This window comes from Trinickia sp. (assembly GCF_035492435.1).
Classification (GTDB): domain Bacteria; phylum Pseudomonadota; class Gammaproteobacteria; order Burkholderiales; family Burkholderiaceae; genus Trinickia.
On sequence record NZ_DATJJF010000096.1, the window covers coordinates 19,006 to 34,721 of the forward strand.

Below are 15,716 nucleotides of genomic sequence, written 5' to 3' on the forward strand. Positions count from 1 at the left end.
TGTCGCGCAAACGGCCATTATCGCACTACTCGAAGCTTCAAGCCGAAAGTTTTCGGACCGGCTCGATGCCTGGACGCTGACTGGCTTACTTAGCCGGCTTAATGGCCGCGACTTCCTTGTCGGCCTGGTCACGCGTCGCCTTGATCGATTGCGGCATGTACTTCTGCATCAGACCGTTGACGACGTCACGGCCGACTTGGTCCTGCACCTCGATGAACTTGCGACCGGTCGGGCTCTTGTAGAACGTCGTCAGGTCTTTGATTTCCTGCGTCGTGTAGTACTTCGCGTACGCGTCAACTTGCGCTTGCATCGCATCCTGACGGAACGAATCGGTCGCGAACACCTGACCAGCGGAATCGACGAGCTTGGGCACGGCGTTCTTTTGCAGCGTCGGCACGGCAGCCTGCTTTTGCTTGTCCGTCATCGACTTGTTTTCTGACAACGCATCGGACAGGATCGCTGGCACGAGCTGCTTAGCCTGCATCTGCGCGCTGTTGCCAATTGCGCCCACGAGCTTTTGCGCATCGATCGCGGCCAACAGGTCCTTGATCGCGGCTTGCTTGGCCGGATCATTCGCATCAGCGGCGATAGCCGGTGCCGCCGGAGCTTGATCCTGGAGCGCTTGCGCCATCGCGAAAGTCGGAACGAAGGCAGCCAGCAGAATCCAAAGTTTGAAACGTCGTTGCATTGTCACTCCCTCAAAAAATAGGTCGGTTTCTCGTCTTGCGCACCCTGGCACACAACCCCGTGTGCGGCTTTTTTTACCTTCTCACCTCGTGAATACGCGCACGCGAGACGTGCGCGAGTCATCGGTGAAATCGATCAGCCTTCGCCAGCGTCGCCGTTGCCATCTTCCGCAGCCGCGTCCGCCTCGCCCTCCGCTTCAGCAATTTTCTGCAGCCCGGAAAGCTTGGTCCCTTCATCGAGGCTGATGAGTGTAACACCCTGCGTCGCACGACCCATTTCACGGATTTCGGACACGCGCGTGCGGATCAGCACGCCCGTCGTCGTGATCAGCATGATCTCGTCTTCGGTGTCGACAAGCGTCGCGGCGACGACTTTCCCGTTGCGCTCGGAGGTCTGGATCGCAATCATCCCCTTAGTGCCCCGTCCGTGCCGCGTGTACTCGGTAATCGGCGTGCGTTTGCCGAAGCCGTTTTCGGTCGCCGTCAGCACCGATTGCGTCTCGCTGCCGGCAACCAGCATCGCGATGACTTGCTGCCCCTCTTCGAGCTGCATGCCGCGCACGCCGCGGGCCTCACGCCCCATCGGGCGCACATCGTTTTCGTCAAAGCGAACCGCCTTCCCTGCGTCGGAGAACAGCATGACGTCATGCTCGCCGTCCGTGATCGCCGCTCCGATGAGGTAATCGCCCTCGTCGAGGCCGATGGCGATGATACCTTTGCGCAATGGTCTGCTGAAAGCTTCCAGCGACGTCTTCTTGACGGTGCCAAGCGACGTTGCCAGGAAGACGAATTTATCAGCCGAAAACTCCTTCACCGGCAGCACGACGTTGATCTTCTCGCCTTCTTGCAGCGGGAACATGTTGACGATGGGCCGCCCGCGCGCGTTGCGCGAGCCTTGCGGCACCTCGTAGACCTTCACCCAATAGACGCGCCCGCGGTTTGAGAAGCACAGGATGTGGTCGTGCGTGTTCGCGATGAAGAGCGTGTCGATCCAATCGTCGTCCTTCATCTGCGTGGCTTGCTTGCCGCGGCCGCCTCGCTTTTGCGCCCGGTATTCGGACAGCGGCTGCGACTTCACGTAGCCCGTATGCGACATGGTGACCACCATGTCCTGCGGGGTGATGAGGTCCTCAGTGTTGAGCTCCGTCGCGTTCAGCTCGATCTTCGAACGCCGCGCATCGCCGAACTCGGCTTTCACCGCGGTGAGCTCGTCGCCGATGATCGTCGTGATGCGCTCAGGCCGCGCGAGGATGTCGAGCAGATCGGCGATCTGCGCCATCACCTCGCGGTACTCGCCGATGATCTTGTCCTGCTCGAGGCCGGTAAGCCGTTGCAGGCGCATTTGCAGAATTTCTTGCGCCTGCGTGTCCGAGAGCTTGTAGAGCCCGTCGACTTGCATGCCGAACGCCGGATTCAGCCCCTCGGGCCGATAAGCCTCGCGCCCGCCTGCCGCAGCGTTCTCAGCTTCGGCGCGCGAGAGCATTTCACGTACGAGCGACGAATCCCACGGCCGCGCCATAAGCTCCTGCTTCGCGATCGGCGGCGTCGGTGCGGCTTTGATGATGCCGATGAACTCGTCGATGTTCGCGAGCGCCACGGCGAGCCCTTCGAGCACGTGTCCACGCTCGCGCGCCTTGCGCAGCTCGTAGACGGTGCGCCGCGTCAGCACTTCGCGCCGATGCGACAGGAACGCGTCGAGCATCTCCCGCAAATTGAGCAGCTTCGGCTGGCCGTCGACCAGCGCAACGAGGTTGATGCCGAACGTATCCTGGAGCTGCGTCGTCTTGTAGAGATTGTTGAGGACGACCTCGGGCACCTCACCGCGCTTCAGCTCGATGACGACGCGCATGCCACTCTTGTCCGACTCGTCACGAATATCGGAGATGCCTTCCAGCTTCTTCTCGTTGACGAGCTCAGCGATGCGCTCGAGCAATGAACGCTTGTTGACCTGATACGGCAGCTCGTCGACGATGATCGCCATGCGCTGACCGCGATCGATCTCTTCGAAATGCGTCTGCGCGCGCATCACTACACGCCCGCGACCCGTACGGTAGCCGTCGCGCACGCCGGCAACGCCGTAGATGATGCCGCCCGTCGGAAAATCCGGCGCCGGCAGGATTTCAATGAGCTCGTCGATGCCCGCCTGCGGATTCCTCAGCAGATGCTGGCAAGCATCCACAACTTCGTTGAGATTGTGCGGCGGTATGTTCGTCGCCATGCCGACGGCGATGCCCGACGAACCGTTGATCAGCAGATTCGGTGCACGCGCGGGCAGGATCAACGGCTCGCTTTCGCTACCGTCGTAGTTCGGTCCGAAGTCGACAGTTTCCTTGTCGATGTCGACCAGAAGCTCGTGACCGATCTTCGCCATGCGAATTTCGGTGTAGCGCATCGCGGCGGCATTGTCGCCGTCGATCGAGCCGAAATTGCCCTGTCCGTCGACCAGCATGTAACGCAGCGAAAAATGTTGCGCCATGCGCACGATGGTGTCGTAGACAGCCTGATCGCCGTGCGGATGGTATTTACCGATGACGTCGCCCACGATACGCGCCGATTTCTTGTAGGCGCGGTTCCAGTCGTTGTTGAGCTCGTGCATCGCGTAGAGCACGCGCCGATGCACCGGCTTTAAGCCGTCGCGGACGTCGGGAAGGGCGCGCCCCACGATAACGCTCATCGCGTACTCGATGTACGAGCGGCGCATTTCCTCCTCGAGGGAGATGGGCAGAGTCTCTTTGGCGAATTGATCCATTTATCTCTATCTTTTTCAGGCGAAAACGAACCCGAACTCGAACCGCTCGTCGCCGTTCGCTCGTTGCCGTACCCCCCGCAGCTGATCGGCCGGTTCCATTCCGCCCGGCCCGCGCAAGCGCCGGGCATCCAATGATTCTAACACGCCGGCCACGGGCGCCCGCGACGGGTACGTACCCCCCACCGAGGCAGCGTCCGGAGCCCTTGAGCCAGCACCATCGCGCCCTAAAAGCCTGAGGGACGAAACGGAAATTCTTGCTTGCACGATCCAAGGTTTTCGAGGCGTTTTTTCCTCGCCGGCAGGTACGCTCGATGCGAGGCCACCGGCCCGCGGAGGCCCGTCCCGCTTGTTGTTGCTGCTTCGCCACATTCATAGTCGGCGTCCGAGCGCAAGGGGACTTTTTTTTCGTAAGAAGGGAACGATATGGCAAAATGCCAACACACTTCGTTAGACACGGCTCGAAGTGTCTCTATGGCTGCGCGTTGTGGCAACGCACCAATGATATACTTCGAGCAATGTATGACTTGTCTTTGTCATCCAAGCTCGCAGTAAACCTGCGGTAAACTCAAATTCGAGAGGAGAAATATGAATAAGCTTTCAAAGCTCGCGTTCATTGCAGCTACCGCAGGGATGGCTGCATCCGCCTTCGCACAGTCCGTGCCGGCGTCGCGACAAGCTACGAATGACAACTGGGTCAACGGCACTGGCGAATACGTGTGGATGAACGGCACGAACGAGCTTTGCTGGCGCGATGGTTTCTGGACGCCGGCAACGGCGAACGCCAAGTGCGACGGCGCTCTCGTTGCGCAAGCTCCGACGCCGCCGGCTCCGGCACCTGTTGCACCGGCTCCGGTCATCACGAGCCAGAAGATCACCCTCTCGGCCGATACGCTCTTCGATTTCGACAAGGCTGTGCTGAAGCCGGAAGGCAAGGCAAAGCTGGACGATATGGCCAACCAGCTCGAGGGCATGAACCTCGAAGTGGCTGTTGCCACGGGCTATACGGACCGTATCGGTTCCGCCTCGTACAACGATCGTCTGTCGCTGCGCCGTGCGCAAGCTGTCAAGTCGTATCTGGTGAGCAAGGGCGTTCCGGCGAACAAGGTTTACACGGAAGGCAAGGGCAGCCGTAACCCGGTCAAGCCGGATAGCGAATGCCGTCAGAAGAACCGCAAGGCGCTCATCGACTGTCTGCAGCCGAACCGTCGCGTGGAAGTGGAAATCGTCGGTTCGAAGCAGGTTCAGCAAGGGCAGCCGCAGCAGTAATCAGCAAAGCGCGGCACTCGCGCTGCCTACGAAACCCCGCCTCGGCGGGGTTTTTTTCTGCTGGCGCGCGAGTCGATTACGGCTACGCTTCAACTTGCACGTGCCGAGCATTAACGTATCGGACCGCCCTGCTTTGCGCGCCTCCTCGCTTTTGCCGGCGCCAGAGCCTCGATATACTCGAGCCTGAACTCGCGGCCCCTCGACTTTCTCCCGACTTATGACCAACGTTGATCCCCACGAGCTTCAGAAATTCAGCGACCTTGCACATCGTTGGTGGGATCCCAATGCAGAATTCAAGCCGCTACATGAACTGAACCCCGTACGCCTTGGCTGGATCGACGCCCATGCGCATCTAGCCGGCAAACGGGTGCTCGACATCGGCTGCGGCGGCGGCATCCTTTCCGAATCCATGGCCGGCCTCGGCGCCCAGGTGAAGGGCATCGATCTTTCTTCGGAGGCGCTGGGCGTAGCCGACCTGCACAGCCTGGAAAGCGGCGTCACCGTCGAATACGAGGAAATCGCCGCGGAGGCGCTGGCAGCACGCGAACCGGCCCAGTACGACGTCGTTACGTGCATGGAGATGCTCGAGCACGTGCCTGATCCGAGCGCCATCGTGAAGGCATGCGCGACTCTCGTGAAGCCAGGCGGCTGGATCTTCTTCTCGACGCTCAATCGCAACGTCAAGTCGTATCTTTTTGCCGTAATCGGTGCGGAATACATCGCCAAGATGCTGCCGAAGGGCACGCACGACTATGCGCGGTTCCTTCGCCCGTCCGAACTCGCCGCGTTTGCGCGCGCTGCCGGATTGCGCGGGGCCGACATCAAAGGCGTCACCTACCGGCCGCTTAGCAAGCACTTCGCGCTCTCCAGCGATACGAGCGTCAATTATCTTTTTGCCTGCCGGGCTGACAGTTAAAGTTGCGGCTTGACCCCACGTCGTCAAGCCGACGCCTACATTTAACCCTGTTTTTGCATGAACCAACCGAGCCCTCAACCGGAGCCGCGTATCGGCACCGGCTCAATCGATCTGTGCCGCGCCGTGCTGTTCGATTTCGACGGCACACTGGCCGATACCGCCCCGGACCTCGTAGCCGCCGCCAACAAGATGCGTACCGATCGCGGCCTCGATATGCTGCCGTACGAGCAGCTGAGACCGCTTGCGTCGGCCGGCGCGCGTGGTCTCATCGGCGGCGCTTTTGGTGTAGGGCCAGAACATCGTGATTACGCGTCGATGCGCGACGAGTTTCTCGCCAACTACGAGGCCGACATCTGCGTAGAAACGACGCTGTTCTCAGGCATAGGCGAGCTGCTCGACGGACTCGACGAGCGCGGGATTCGCTGGGGCATCGTCACGAACAAGATTGGTCGGCTCACCATGCCGCTCGTCGAGCAGCTGGGATTGGCTGAGCGCGCACGGTGTGTCGTGAGCGGCGATACGACGCCACACGCGAAGCCGCATCCCGCCCCGCTGCTTCACGCCGCTAACGAACTGGCGCTGCAGCCTGAAGTCATCGCCTATATTGGCGACGATCTGCGGGACGTACAGGCGGGTTTTGCCGCTGGCATGGTGACGGTTGCGGCCGCGTATGGGTACTGCGGCCTCGATCTGCCTCCAACCATGTGGCATGCGCAGCATGTTGTCGACTCACCGGGCCAGCTACAACGGCTTTTGAGCCAATTGAATGGCTAAATAGCTGAGGCATAGCGCTTGCGATTGTGGGCGCCATCCGCCGGCAGTTCGAAAGTGCTGCGACGTTATTCGCGTGCAAGGGCGATAGCGGCCACCCACGCGCTGCGCCCTCTTTGTGGTACGCCCCGCCCACCCGACGTCGTCGGGCTTGGTCGCGAGTGCGCTCGAGCGCACTTGAATTTGCAAGCAACCGCAACCAACTTGTGTTCTGTGGGATAATCTCTCCTTCAACTGGGGCCGACCTGGTTTCGACGTAGATAATGAAGTAGTTCAGGGCATACCGAGGACCCGTCACCTCGTAAATCAATGGGAACTTAAGTAACTGCAAACGACGAAACGTTCGCATTGGCGGCTTAACCCCCGTCAACCTCGCACTGGCTCGCTGACGGGCTAGGGTCGCAAGACCAGCGAGGTCATTCACGTCAGCTAAGCCTTGGTGATGTCACGGCGCCAGGGACAAAAACCTAGTGGCTCGCCGTAACGAAGCGTGTTCGTCCGCGTCGGTGCGGTTAAATCAAATGACAGGACTAAGTATGTAGAACTGGCTGCGGACTATGTGCGGACGCGGGTTCGATTCCCGCCGGCTCCACCAATATCGCAAACCCCAACCGCTGATTGGTTGGGGTTTTTTTATTGCCCGATCGCTCTGGCTCCCGCAACTGCCGGGGGCTCCGCAAACTCCCGCGGACTGCGCCGGTCGGCAGAGTTGCCCGCTTCAAGCCACTTCCTGGTCTCTCCGCCCCACTTCTCTCTCGAGCCGTGTTCTCCCCGTCCGACCCAAGTCCACAAGGGGCACCGCGCACCTTCATGCACTGGCCACGCTTCCCCAAGCAGACAAAATCGAACAAGTTTCATTGCGATGCTCCCAGCCCGTCACGCGGCAGCCGCGTTCAGGGTCGCCGAAAGAGCGGACAATGCGGGTCCGAGACGGGTAGGCGGTAGATAGCCAAAGCCGAGGCGGAATATACGATCGCTTTCGCCAAACCAGGATCCGGACGCCAATTGCAAGTCATGATGAGGCAACAGATTCCAGAAGCGCGCGACAGCGACATCTTCGAATACGTCAGAACGTAGGCGCAGGCAACACAATGCACCGGCATTCGGCCGCACCCATTCGACGCGCTTGCGTTCGCCCTCGCACCAATTCGCCAGTTCCTCGAGGGCGTCAGAGAGCAAACGGCGTCGCGGTGCGAGCACGCTTTCCTTGTGGCGCAGCAACGCTGTGGCGAGCGTCTCGTCGAGGACCGAACCCGAGATTACGGTGTTCATCTTGGCGACGGCTAGTCGCGACCGAAGGTCGGCGTCAGCCACCGTGAGCCAACCTGTCCGCAAGCCCGGCGCGCCGAGCGCCTTTGATACCGACGCGCCGGTGACAATACGGGAGTCGAGCCCCGCGAAACTGTCGGCCACGACATCGTCGCCGTAGACGGCCTCTCGATACGTCTCGTCGATGAACAGCATCGCTTCCGGAGACCGCCCCTCCATCAAGACAAGAAGCTTCTCGATATCAGCGCGAGACGTCTGAACACCGCTTGGGTTTTGTGGCGAAGCAAGACTCACGAGCCTGGTTTTCATCGAAAGGCTCGCCTCGATTTGGTCCAGGTCCAGCCGAAAGCCGTCATCGAACGACAACTTGATCTCGCGGACACTGACGCCGGCTCCAACTAGACAGTCACGGCTTGGCGGAAAGCACGGTGTCGCGAGGACTGCCTCGTCGCCGGGCCGGCAGACTTCGAACGCGAGCAGAAAGAGTCCGAGCGCCGTGCCTTGCGTCGTGATAATCCAGTCGGCTGGAACATTGCAGGCGTCTGCAATTGCCTCACGAAGCGCGACCGAGCCCGCGGATTTGCCATAGCCGAGCTTCAGGTCGCGAATATTCTCAAGACCAACGAGATCCAGGAGGTCGCCGACTGTCAGATCTTGCGACGTGCTCTCCGCCAGATTGAACGGTCGATTCACGTCAAGGAGTGAAATGATCTCGTTGTAAGGAAATCTTCCGCGCCACTCCCGGGAATTCGTGCGAAGGGCGTTGCCGAGGTCGGACATTTGGGCTCCCGCGGATGTGATCGGAACGCACACATCGTAGCGCGCCTGCATCGCCGTGATCATTCGGACAAGAAGCAGCAAACCCCGGCGTTGAATGCAGCGGGTATGCCGCCGCGCGTCTGCGCGGCCCGCTCCGACAGCCGCAAAGTTATTGACGTGCTCGGTTTCTGCGGGGTGCCAAGTGCTTAGGCGGTGCCTAGGCGTGATTCGGCAATTCGCTTCAGATCATCGGGGGTTGAAGCAGAGTCAATCAACTGCTCAAGCAAGTCCGTGGCTCGCTTCTCGTCTTTCGGCCCACCATCGCCAAGCGTCAAACTCGTCGCAAGGTTAAGTATTGACCGGGGCAGCCCTCGCGAGGCCAAAGCCTCGAGGAGGTGACGAGCCACTTCCGGTTCTCGGTTTCGGTTGCCGCTTAGCAACTCATCAGCAATCGATTCTACAAATTTCAGCGAGCTTTCGTTTTCCGTTCTAAGTATGCCAGCCATGAGCGCTTGTTCGAAGTCGCCAACAGGATGGTGCACGGCTTTTGCCAGCGTGCTCAGCGCCTCTTGAAAACTCAGATCTTCCTTTGAGCCGGCAAACGGCGTTTCTGCGTGGTCCCCGCCCTCTCCTTGCGCATTCGCGGCCGATGGCCGCCACCATTGGACAAAGTCGTCCGCGGATTCACCGTGAAGATCAACTGACGATGCGACCAATTGAGATGCCTGATATAGGCGTCTCTCGGTTACTGTCGCGCTGTCACATGCCTCGTCGAGCGCGGAAGCTACGTTGCTGCCCAGCTCGCTGTGGAGATCGGCCCAGTCTCTATAGCCGAAGACTTCGGATGTCACCTGTCGCGCCTGGGATTCCTTTAGCGAAAGGCGGTATTTGAGCCGATTGGCGGCCCGCGTCGGGATAGACGCGTTCTGGAAGTAAATACGCATGGCTTCGGTCCGAGTTTCCGTGCGACGAGCCTCCACAGCCGGCACGGAATCGAAATGAACTGCTGTGAGACGGCGCAGGGCGGCGACGCCCCGTCAGAAAAAATACCGTCGATTTTTCATGCAGTCAAGGTTGGCCACCTTGCATACACCTGACGGACCGTTGCAGGTCGTCAAGCGCCCGGCGATGCGCGACATGAGGCCTGGGCGCCTACATCCGCAATCTGAGCAAGCACATCGCTGCGGACAATCTCGTGCGATTCCCCTCACCGCGCAGTCATTCGCCGCGCTCCCTTCTACAAGCTTCCTAAAGTTGCAGCTTGCCGTGCGCGTAGATCGTCCGGCCGGGATAAGGGTGATACACGAAATAGCGCGCATCGAAGAGATTGTCGACACCGACGCCAATTTCGCTGAACTTGGTCGGCCTGAACGTGAATTTCGCATCGACAACGGCGTACGTGCTCGTGCCGCCGAACACTTCTGGATTGGTGTCAGTATTCGTCAACGTGTTGTATTGGCGACCCGAGTAGCGCCCTGCGACGGTGACGGCCGCGCGATCGTCGATATGATAGGTCGCGGCCAGCGCAGCTCGCCACAACGGAATCCGATAGAAGTACTTCCCGATAGAGGCTGGATTCTTTGAGTTGGCGAGAATCTTCGATTGTGTATAAGCCAAGCTTGCGACGAGATCGAGACCGTTTAACAGTACGTCCTCATTCTGGTAACTCATTTCCACACCGCGAGAGCGCACCTTATCGATGTTCTGAAAGTTCGTGACGTTCGGAATTACTGTCGTGTTGGTCTGGCTAAAGATGGAATTTTTGACCATGTCCTCGAAGTACGACAGGCGAAACAGTCCCTTGGACAATGCCCATTCCGCTGTTAGCTCCTTGGCGAGATCGTCCTCCGGTTGCAGGTTGGGATTGTTGCTGACGATTGACGAACCATTGATTTTCCCCTGGAACAGCTCGCTCACAGTCGGGAAGCGGTAGGCCCGTGCGATGGAGGCGCGCAGCGTCAGTGTTTGGGTCACATCGAACGACAACGATGCCTTCGGCGAAAACCGATGCTGATCTGCGTCAGGCAGAACAACACGCGTCGAACCCAGCGCCTGTGCCCCCGCATAGGCCTTCCAGTCTTCATAGCGCAAGCCCAGCACAACCTTCCAACGAGGCAGGAATCGCCACGCGTCTTGCGCATACAAAGCCTGAGTCTGCGTCCTGCCGGCGAACGCATTCGCAAAGCTGCCTGCCGCCCCACCGCGCCAATTGGCGGCGTTGTAGGTCGTGTTATTGAGAAAATAGTTGTCGTAGTGATAACCCAGCGCGAGCCCGTGGCTCGCAAAACCCGCCGCGGAGGATGCAGGCGTATACGTCGTCCTGACATCCAGCGTCCTCCAGCCTGTGCCGTCGCCGTATGTCACAACGCCCGGCCCATTGCCGGGAACACCCGAGTTGGCCGTGCGAGCGACACTTTGGCCAACGTCGTAGTAGGACGCGATCGCCTCGGCATTCCAGCCTGTCGCATAGCGCGTTTTCAACGAAAGGCCATAGAGCCAGTTTTCGCTGTAGCCGCGACTCGGTGCCAATGCAGCCGCCGGAATGATGTACTCGTTGCCGCCCAGGTTGACGCTACCGCTATAGACCGGCTTGCCGTCGGCGTCGTGCAAAAAGGTCGAGGTCTGATTGTCGTAAATTTGATGCCAATAGCCGAGCGTGAAAGCGCCTCGCCAATTCGAGGTGAAGTCGTACTGCATCTTCAGTTTGATCTGGTCCTGCACCGTGTGTTGAATGCCTTCGCCGTTGACACCTAGCACTGCAGTCGGTGCATTGGATTGGCTGTTGTAAAAGTAGGCTCCTGTAACCCGCGTGTCGCCAATCTTGGCGGGCACGGCCGACTTTGCCAACGTCGCGAACTGCAAGGGCTGACTGGTGTTATCAAGGTGATTGACGCCAAGCCGAAACGAAAACCTGCCTAGCTTATTGCCGATCGATGCGCTCGCCTCGCCGCCATTGAAGCTGCGATTAACCCCGAACAAATCGAAGTGTTGTGTGAACGCTTTGACGTCCGCATTCGCCTCGAACTTCGCCGGCATGCGCGTGGCGATAAGAACTGTCGCGCCCATTGCATTGCCCGGGTACAGTGCCGAGAACGGACCGTAGATCACGTTCACTTGCTGGATCTCGTTGGGCAGCAACATCGACCAGCGGGGCGGAAAATACCAGTTATTGCCGAGCAAGTTGCTGAGCAGCAGACCGTCCGCATACACGAGTCCCCGAGCGCTTTGAGTATTGCTTGTTCCGCGCACCGCGATGAGGGAGTTCGGATCGCCGACGAAGCGTTTGCGAATCGCAAGGTTTGGCAGGTATTTGAGCGCGTCCTCCGTGTTGATGAAATTCCAGTTCTCAAACTGGCTGCGGGTGACTGTTTCCATCGTCGCGGGAAGATTAGGGTCGGTGGCCGCGGCCAAGACTGAGCCCGTGCCGCCGTTGACCATGACCGTCGGCAGCACGACATGGGCCGACGAACTCTCCGCGAGAGCCGTCAATGGCAGGAATGAAAGAAGCAGCAACAAGCCGAACGCGACATACGATGCGTTTGTGCACGCGCAAGAACGCCTGCCTCGCGAAGCGAAGTGAAGCATGAGAGTTTCCCGATCAGTGGACGAGCAACCGCGATAGACGTTCGATGCACGTCTATCGATGCGGCCGGAAGCAATTGCGATCAGGAAACGAAAGGCGGCGCTCGAGGGCGGCCAGAAGCGAATGCGCCAAGCGGCGTGAAGCTAGTGAAGAATGCGGGTGTGGCGGCAAACGCTATCAGCATCGGCCTTTCCAGCCCCACGGGCGGGACGGAGGCAACCACCGTGTGTGTGGCCAGCAGGTCACAGTAGCCGCAAGCGGCCATCGAATCCGCAGTGGCCTGATGATCCGACGCTTGAGCCGCGTGCTCGACGGTGCAAAGCGGCGCGACAGGTTGCTCCGCGCCTACTGAGACGACCAGCTGACTGATGACCGGCGCAAAAACAACAAGCCACATAGCCATCAAGCTAAGCCATGTGGTGAAGTGTTTGCGGGCGTGAGGCGTCATAGGCGAGCAGACTTAATTGCGTCGCACAGTCTAACATTTCGTAAGATTGATCGGTCGACTCGTCATACAGATGTAAGACATCTGCCAATTTTTTCGCCCTATCCGGGGACTACTTGCTGGAACCCAGACGCATCCGCCGAGAGCCAACGAGCAGCTCGACAACGGCAAAAACGCACTCGTGCTAGCATCGGCCGCTCTTCGCTAGAACAGTTCGGGATCGCCGCATTGACGCTCTGATCCCACCACGAACAAGGATTCGCTCGATGACTCATCCCGCCCTTACCCCGGATGCCGTCGCCGTCATCACTGGCGGCGCGGCCGGCATCGGCCTCGCTGCGGCAAAGCGGTTTGCTCAGCTCGGATTGCGCGTGTGCATTGCCGACCTCGGCGCCGATCGTCTCGCGCAGGCAGTCGATGAAATCGCCAAGCTCAGCGCACACGGCAAAGACTACGTCTTCGGATTGGAAACCGATGTCAGCGTCGCTGACGACGTGCGCCGTCTGCACACGGCTGTCGTCGAGCGGTTCGGCGGTGTGGATGTGTTGATGAACAATGCCGGCGTTCAGCCCGGCAGTGGCATGTTCGGTCCGGCCGAAAACTGGACACGCGTGCTCGATGTCAATCTGTGGGGCGTGATCCACGGCACGCAGATCTTCGTGCCCGAGATGATCAAGCGCGGCCGGCCAGGACTCGTGATCAACTCCGGATCGAAGCAAGGCATCACGACGCCGCCGGGAGACCCCGCCTACAACGTCTCGAAGGCTGCGCTTAAAGCTTTCACAGAGGCGCTCCAGCACGAATTGCGCAATACCACCGGCTGTTCCATTACCGCTCATCTGCTGATCCCCGGTTTCGTATTCACTGAGCTGACGCGTAACGAACGCACCGAAAAACCTGCCGCGGCATGGACGGCGGAGCAAACGGTCGATTTCATGTTCGAGCGACTCGATACGGGCGATTTCTACATCCTCTGCCCAGACAACGACGTGACTCGCTCGCTCGATGAGCGCCGCATTCTGTGGGCCGCGGGCGATATCGTCGAGAATCGCCCTGCGCTGTCGCGCTGGCATCCCGATCACGCAGCGGCGTTCGCAGACTTCATCAAAGAGCCGCGCTGACGGCTTTCGATGCACAGGCACAGACAGGCACACCCAACGACACCGCACCATGTGGCAACCGAGCGAGACCTACCCTGACCCGGCGATCGAAGTGCTCGATCCGCGCTTTGCCAAGTATCGGCTCACGAGTGCCGCGGTTGAACGGCTCGCCACCGGTATGCGCTTCGGTGAAGGGCCTGTCTGGTTCGGTGACGGTCGCTTTCTGCTGTGGAGCGACATTCCGAACAACCGCATCATGCGATGGGACGAGGAGACGGGTGCGGTCTCGGTGTTCCGCAAGCCATCGGGCTACGCAAACGGGAACACGCGGGATCGCCAAGGGCGGCTCATCACTTGTGAGCATGGCAATCGGCGCGTGACTCGCACGGAGTACAACGGTTCGTTGACCGTGCTCATCGACCGCTTCGAAGGCAAACGGTTGAATTCACCGAACGATGTCGTCGTCAAAAGTGACGACAGCATCTGGTTCACCGATCCTGTGTTTGGCATCTCGAACAACTACGAAGGCGTCAAGGCCGAGGCGGAGCTGCCGACCCACGTCTATCGACTCGATCCGGCAACCGGTCGCGCGCAGATCGTCGCCGACGACATCATCAACCCCAACGGCATCTGCTTCTCGCCCGACGAAGCGCGCCTCTACATCGTGGAATCGGGATCGAGGCCGCGGCGTATTCGCGTGTATGACGTCGTCGACGGGCAACGCCTCGCCAACGCTCGCGTGTTTGTGGATGCGGGTGAGCGCGGCGCACCCGACGGCTTTCGGTGCGACGCCGACGGCAATCTGTGGGCCGGCTGGGGCACCGGCCCCGATCTCAACGGGGTGATGGTATTCGCGCCAGACGGCGATGCCATCGGGCGAATCGCCCTCCCCGAACGCTGTGCGAACCTTTGCTTTGGCGGCGCAGCGTACAACCGGCTGTTCATGGCTGCCGGTCAGTCACTCTACGCGTTGTATGTCGATACCACAGCAGCCGTAGCGCGTTAAGCGTAGCTGCCCTGCGAGCCAAATCGGTTGCTTACCGCTGACGCCGCCCAGACGGGCGGTGGGCGGTGTCCCTCGCCGCGAATACGCAGGTGCTCTTCGGTCAATCAGGTCACCTCATTTCTGAGGCAACGATCTACCCCTTCAGGGTCTTCTTGTTTCAAGTCAACGCGCTCCGGGCCGATGCCCCCGTGCGCCGGCTCGCCACACCCCGTCAGCCGAATTAGAGGCATAAAAAAACGGGCGGCAGGCACATTGCCTGCCGCCCGCTGACGGCATCGAGCCAAGCAAAGTGCTTAGCGCGACATCATGTTCATGCTGACGTTATGCATGATCCACAGCGAGCCGACGATCACAATGACTACGGTCACTACGGTGTACACGAACGCGAGCACATTCCAGCGCTGACTCGACGAGTTGTTCATATGCAGGAAGTAGATCAGATGAACCACGATCTGCACGACCGCAAGTGCCGCAAGCGAGATGAGCGCCGCTTGGGGCGACAGCATGTGGGCCATGACAAGCCCGAACGATGCCGCCGTCAGCACCACCGAGAGGATGAACCCCACGACATAGCCGCCCACACTGCCGTGCGCCTCGTCGCCATGAGAAAGATGCGATTGGGACATTTAGATGACGTTCGCGAGATAGACAAAGGAAAACACGCAAATCCAGACGATGTCGAGGAAGTGCCAGAAAAGGCTCAAACACGTCAGGCGCCGGATATCGCGCTCGGTCAGCGTGGGTCGGCTCATCATCTGCACGACCAGAATCACCATCCACACCAAGCCGAGCGTCACGTGCAAGCCGTGCGTACCGACCAGCGTGAAGAACGACGACAAGAACGCGCTGCGGCCTGGCCCCGCGCCCTCTGCGATCAGATGCGAGAACTCATGCAGCTCCATGCCGAGAAACGCCGCGCCGAGCACGAACGTCACAGCCAGCCAGCCGAACACCGCACCACGCTGCTGGCGGTGCGCACCGATCATCGCGAAGCCATACGTGATACTGCTCAAGAGCAGTGCGGCCGTCTCGAGCGCCACGCCCTGGATATCGAACAGCTCCTTCGCCGTCGGCCCACCCGCGAACTGGTGTGCCATCACCGCGAATACGGCGAAGAGCGTGCCGAAGATGATGCAATCCGTCATCAAGTACAGCCAGAAGCCGAA

General features: G+C 59.9%; 13 protein-coding genes and 1 other RNA gene. 6 read left to right on the forward strand and 8 right to left on the reverse strand.

The genetic code is table 11. The features are described 5' to 3' along the window. Window positions 1-85: 85 nt before the first annotated feature. The gene (locus VL598_RS07250; RefSeq protein WP_325326025.1) at window positions 86-688 is read right to left on the reverse strand and encodes a DUF2059 domain-containing protein; all 603 of its coding nucleotides are present in this window, start codon (window positions 686-688) and stop codon (window positions 86-88) included. A gap of 134 nt (window positions 689-822) precedes the next feature. Then, on the reverse strand, window positions 823-3,435 hold the full coding sequence (gyrA, locus tag VL598_RS07255) for a DNA gyrase subunit A (RefSeq protein WP_325326026.1): 2,613 nt from the start codon (window positions 3,433-3,435) through the stop codon (window positions 823-825). Window positions 3,436-4,020: 585 nt separating this feature from the next. On the opposite strand from gyrA, the gene ompA reads away from it, so the two are divergent. From ompA to ssrA, 4 genes are all read left to right on the forward strand, one after another. Continuing rightward, a complete protein-coding gene (gene ompA, locus VL598_RS07260; RefSeq protein ID WP_325326027.1) occupies window positions 4,021-4,701 on the forward strand; it encodes an outer membrane protein OmpA in 681 nt (226 codons plus the stop codon). A gap of 217 nt (window positions 4,702-4,918) precedes the next feature. Further along, window positions 4,919-5,617, forward strand: a complete 699-nt coding sequence (gene ubiG, locus VL598_RS07265) for a bifunctional 2-polyprenyl-6-hydroxyphenol methylase/3-demethylubiquinol 3-O-methyltransferase UbiG (protein WP_325326028.1) — start codon at window positions 4,919-4,921, stop codon at window positions 5,615-5,617. A gap of 57 nt (window positions 5,618-5,674) precedes the next feature. After that, a complete protein-coding gene (locus VL598_RS07270) occupies window positions 5,675-6,391 on the forward strand; it encodes an HAD-IA family hydrolase (protein WP_325326029.1) in 717 nt (238 codons plus the stop codon). A 233-nt stretch (window positions 6,392-6,624) separates the two neighbouring features. Continuing rightward, window positions 6,625-6,983: a transfer-messenger RNA gene (gene ssrA / locus VL598_RS07275) on the forward strand. 281 nt (window positions 6,984-7,264) lie between these two features. Here the strand turns inward: ssrA and VL598_RS07280 are convergent. The 4 genes from VL598_RS07280 to VL598_RS07295 all read right to left on the reverse strand — a co-directional run bounded on the left by VL598_RS07280 (window position 7,265) and on the right by VL598_RS07295 (window position 12,402). Continuing rightward, window positions 7,265-8,437 carry a pyridoxal phosphate-dependent aminotransferase gene (locus tag VL598_RS07280; protein ID WP_325326030.1) on the reverse strand — a complete coding sequence of 391 codons (1,173 nt, stop codon included), beginning with the start codon at window positions 8,435-8,437 and terminating at the stop codon, window positions 7,265-7,267. A gap of 185 nt (window positions 8,438-8,622) precedes the next feature. Beyond that, window positions 8,623-9,360, reverse strand: a complete 738-nt coding sequence (locus tag VL598_RS07285) for a hypothetical protein (RefSeq protein ID WP_325326031.1) — start codon at window positions 9,358-9,360, stop codon at window positions 8,623-8,625. Window positions 9,361-9,664: 304 nt separating this feature from the next. After that, on the reverse strand, window positions 9,665-12,001 hold the full coding sequence (locus VL598_RS07290) for a TonB-dependent receptor (RefSeq protein ID WP_414718672.1): 2,337 nt from the start codon (window positions 11,999-12,001) through the stop codon (window positions 9,665-9,667). 80 nt (window positions 12,002-12,081) lie between these two features. Next, window positions 12,082-12,402, reverse strand: a complete 321-nt coding sequence (locus tag VL598_RS07295) for a DUF2946 domain-containing protein (protein WP_325326033.1) — start codon at window positions 12,400-12,402, stop codon at window positions 12,082-12,084. Window positions 12,403-12,710: 308 nt separating this feature from the next. Between VL598_RS07295 and VL598_RS07300 the strand changes: the two genes are divergently transcribed. Both VL598_RS07300 and VL598_RS07305 read left to right on the forward strand, forming a co-directional pair. After that, window positions 12,711-13,565: an SDR family NAD(P)-dependent oxidoreductase gene (locus VL598_RS07300; protein ID WP_325326034.1), complete on the forward strand. Its 855-nt coding sequence runs from the start codon at window positions 12,711-12,713 to the stop codon at window positions 13,563-13,565. A gap of 49 nt (window positions 13,566-13,614) precedes the next feature. Beyond that, window positions 13,615-14,550 carry an SMP-30/gluconolactonase/LRE family protein gene (locus tag VL598_RS07305; RefSeq protein WP_325326035.1) on the forward strand — a complete coding sequence of 312 codons (936 nt, stop codon included), beginning with the start codon at window positions 13,615-13,617 and terminating at the stop codon, window positions 14,548-14,550. 293 nt (window positions 14,551-14,843) lie between these two features. Here the strand turns inward: VL598_RS07305 and cyoD are convergent, their stop codons facing one another. After that, on the reverse strand, window positions 14,844-15,176 hold the full coding sequence (gene cyoD / locus VL598_RS07310; RefSeq protein WP_325326036.1) for a cytochrome o ubiquinol oxidase subunit IV: 333 nt from the start codon (window positions 15,174-15,176) through the stop codon (window positions 14,844-14,846). Next, window positions 15,177-15,716 (reverse strand): cytochrome o ubiquinol oxidase subunit III (gene cyoC / locus VL598_RS07315; RefSeq protein WP_325326037.1); only part of this gene is annotated, 540 nt, incomplete at its 5' end.